This window comes from Okeania sp. (assembly GCF_983059655.1).
The window spans coordinates 1-3819 of sequence record NZ_CEZPJD010000763.1; the positions used below are offsets into that span (position 1 = coordinate 1).

Consider the following 3819-nt stretch of genomic DNA (forward strand, 5'->3'; position numbering starts at 1 on the left):
CAATAGTCATTTCAGTTATCAGTTATCAGTTATCAGTTATCAGTACCTCTGCCTGAAGTCAGAGGCTTGAAATATTGAACTTTATTTTTTTCATCCCCTTGAAAGGGGAGGCTTGAGACCTTCTTTTTTGGTCAGGAGAAATGGTGGATTACAGAATATGTAGCTGGAATAATTGTCCCTCAATTTTTCCGCCGTTGCCTGCCAAAATACTAGCATGCATGAGCTTTTTCCACCGAAAAGCTGTCACTTTTTGAGACAAAAAAATCCTACAACCAATATCAGTCAATGCTTTTGCTGACGCAAAGCTGTCGCTAAGGTATTTAATCAGCAAGCCCTAATTATCAACCACTGCAATACATTTAATTTCAACAATTAATCCTGGAGTAGACAAAGCAGTAATTCCTACTCCAGTCCAAGTAGGAAATTCTTTCAAAAAATACCGATCTTTTACCTTCATAAATAATGCTAAATGAGGAATAGTAAAGGATTTTTCTGATTCAGAAGATTCTCCTACATTATCCCCAGTAACATGATAAGTTACCATTTCTACAACATTATCAAAAGTAGCTTCAGCAGCTACCAAAACTTTTTTTACATTCTCAAAAGCTTGGACAAATTGTTCTTCTATTCCTTGCACAACCTGTAAATTTTCATCTCTTCCTACTTGTCCTGAAATATATAATGTATTTCCTACTTTAATTCCAGGGCAATAGTGATATTTTTCATATATAATTTCCATTCCTGGGGGAATAATTACTTCACGTTTTGGCATTGAAATACTCCTTTAATATGTAATTCGAGTAATTATATCAAATCCGCCTAATTGCACATAGATCCAATAACGTCATAATTAGGATTTTAAGCTATTATACATCTCCAATAATAAAAAATAAAATCAATTATCCTACATAAATTATCAATTATTTCCCCCCTACTCCCTACTCCCTACTCCCTACTGGAGATGTCTATTGATTGTGAGGTTATTTAACCGGATTTGATATTAATTATTCTATGACAAAATTGTTTGGGGTAAAAATCTCATGAAATTTTCCTTTCTGCCTTCTGCCTTCTTCAATAGTTATCATTCTACTCTTTCTTCTTTAATTATTGTCCGCTTAACTATTTGATGATTATTAAACCAATGCCAAGTTCTAGCACGATGATTATTATCGGGACTAATATTAATCATTTCATAGATATAAAAATCTGGCATTCCTTTATATGTAATCCACAAAATAATTGTTGAATCATCTACTTCCCAAGCATAACCATCCAACCTTTCTGTATCAAACCAAATCTTTTTATCTCGATATATTCCAGGGAATTTATATTCTTCTTTTTTACCATCTGCCCACTCATAACGATTAGTTTGAAAATAGGGATATTCTCCATTATCTGGAAACTGACAAGTTAAATGGGAATTATGGCGATCGATAATATTTCCCTCATTATCTACTATTGTATATGTTCCTTTCCAATCTCCTTCATGGCGGACTAATACCGGCATTTCTTCTCTAATTTTGGACATAATCTAACTCCTGATGGGGCAAAGATAATTATGTTATAGCAGAAGAAAGAAGGAAGAAGGAAGAGGGAAGAAGGAATTAAGTTTGTAGGTTGGGTTGATGCCAGGAAACAGGTAGATGTTGGGTTGCACTACCGCTTTTAATGTGCCGTTTCATGTTCCACAGACGATCAACGGTGCGTTACGCTTTGCTAACACACCCTACTGGACTACATTTTTTGAACATCGGGAATTTACAGAGATTTAACTGTAGATATACAAATATATTGGGCAACAATTAAAGGAAGAAATATTAACTATGGCAAGTAAACTCTGGCGCAATATTTGGCGAGTTCTCAACACAGAAATAGAATTGAATTTATCTGAAACTGTTAAAGGTGGGGTTGAGTCTGGTAAGGCAGTTTTGGAAATAGCAAAAGCTCTACAAGAAAATAAGGATGCTAAAGAATTAAAACCTTTTATTGAAAATATTGATTCTGTTTTGGATGTACTAAATTCTCCCCTGGGAAAAGTTGCTGGGGCGGGTTTACCTTTTTTGCCTATTGCAACTGGAATTATTACTTTTATTATTGAAAAAACTCGTCAGGAGCCTACTTTAGAAGATGAAGTACAATTGGTGGCTCAGGTGGCTTATTTAGAAAGTTTACGAAGATTTTTAATAGATAATCCTGAAATCTCGGAAAAGCTGACAGAAATTGAAGCATCGGAGCCGGTACAAAAACAGATTAAAAAACTGGATGAAGAAATAGATTTTAATGACCAAGATGCTAGAGATACTTTAATTTGTTTCTATGATTCGTCTTTGAGGAAAAAGTTTGATAAAATTTTGATTGAACGTTTTAAAGAATCTGGTTTAGCTGAAAATCAAGCTAAAATTGTTGCCGAAAGAATCTCTCGCAGTACCCACCGTTATCTGAAAGAAGCAGTGATAGAGGTGAAAGACAATGCTAAGAAATTAGCTGGAATTTATGGGTATGGGTGGCAAGGAAATTTGGAAATTTATGACAGTATTGATAAATATTTAGAGAAGAATATTGCTACTAAACCAGACGAAGAAGTATTTGATGAAAAATTCACTTTTCGACAAATTTATGTGCCACTCGAAGTAAAAACTGTTAACTCTAATGGGGAGATTGAAGAAAGAGCAACACCCCAAAATATTGAGGAGTGGGCAAAAACAATTTTGTTGGATGAAAAGAAAGACAAACAGGTGTTATTTATTCAAGCAGGGCCGGGAAGAGGAAAAAGTGTATTTTGCCGAATGTTTGCCGACTGGGTGCGCCGGGAATTACATCCTATTTATACACCTATTTTAATTCGGTTACGGGATATAAGAAATTTTGCAGCAAATATTGATGAGACTTTAGCTAATGCAGTGGGTAGAGATTTTGCTAAGACTGATAGTGGTTGGTTGACAGACCATAATACTCGATTTCTGTTTTTGCTGGATGGGTTTGATGAATTGTTGTTGGAGCGTGGCGCTAGTAATGAGTTGAAGGTATTTTTAGACCAAGTGGCACAGTTTCAGAAACAGGCGGCAGAAAATAACGAGCGCGGTCATCGAGTGTTGATTACGGGTAGACCTTTGGCACTATATGGAATTGAAAGGTTGATGCCACCAAATTTAGAGCGGGTGAGTATTTTGCCGATGGGTGACGAAATTCAGAAACGGTGGTTTGAGAAGTGGCAGACTATTGTTGCACAAGAGGAAACAAAAAAATTTCGGGAGTTTTTGCAGAGTCAAAAATGTCCAGAGCAGGTTAAGGAGTTGGCACGGGAACCACTTTTGTTATATTTGCTTGCTGCAATGCACCGGGATAAGCAGTTACAGGTAGAGATGTTTGCTAATGCTGATGTTGGTGGGGCAAAAGTTTTGATTTATGAGCAAGCGTTGGAGTGGGTGCTGGAGAAGCAGCGAGTAGAAGATGGTAAAAGTCTTAATCCTGAAATTACGAAGCTATATCCAGAAAATTTAGAAATTTTATTGGCAGAGGCGGGGTTGTGTGTGGTGCAGTCTGGTGGAGAATATGCTGCAATAAAAATGATTGAAGACCGACTGGTGAAACAGGGATATAAGGAGTTGCAGGCGTTAATTGAAAAAGCTAGGCAAGATAAACGAGAGGATGGGTTGAAAAATGCTTTGGCTGCGTTTTATTTGAAGTCGGCAGCAGGGGCGGAAAATTCGGTGGAGTTTTTCCACAAGAGTTTTGGTGAGTTTCTCTGTGCAAGACGGATGGCAGAAAGTCTGGAAGATTTGACGGAGAAAACTGGGAAGCGACGTAAGACTTACGTGG

Annotated in this window: 3 protein-coding genes; 1 reads left to right on the forward strand and 2 read right to left on the reverse strand. The window is 36.8% G+C overall.

Annotation, left to right across the window (positions count from 1 at the left end; translation table 11 throughout):
- Positions 1–334 precede the first annotated feature (334 nt).
- Together AC3DU7_RS27995 and AC3DU7_RS28000 are read right to left on the reverse strand one after the other, a co-directional pair.
- Entirely contained in the window at positions 335–772 is a 438-nt protein-coding gene (locus AC3DU7_RS27995) for a RidA family protein (RefSeq protein ID WP_488042530.1), read from the reverse strand.
- Positions 773–1081: 309 nt separating this feature from the next.
- Positions 1082–1528 carry a DUF3598 family protein gene (locus AC3DU7_RS28000; RefSeq protein ID WP_488042531.1) on the reverse strand — a complete coding sequence of 149 codons (447 nt, stop codon included), beginning with the start codon at positions 1526–1528 and terminating at the stop codon, positions 1082–1084.
- Between the two features lie 295 nt (positions 1529–1823).
- On the opposite strand from AC3DU7_RS28000, the gene AC3DU7_RS28005 reads away from it, so the two are divergent.
- Positions 1824–3819 (forward strand): NACHT domain-containing protein (locus tag AC3DU7_RS28005; RefSeq protein ID WP_488042532.1); only part of this gene is annotated, 1996 nt, incomplete at its 3' end.

What these genes read in the sequence shown, in the direction of transcription:
- AC3DU7_RS28000 (WP_488042531.1), bottom strand. Translation starts at nt 1,528, where the DNA reads ATGTCCAAAATTAGAGAAGAAATGCCGGTATTAGTCCGCCATGAAGGA.
- AC3DU7_RS27995 (WP_488042530.1), bottom strand. Translation starts at nt 772, where the DNA reads ATGCCAAAACGTGAAGTAATTATTCCCCCAGGAATGGAAATTATATAT.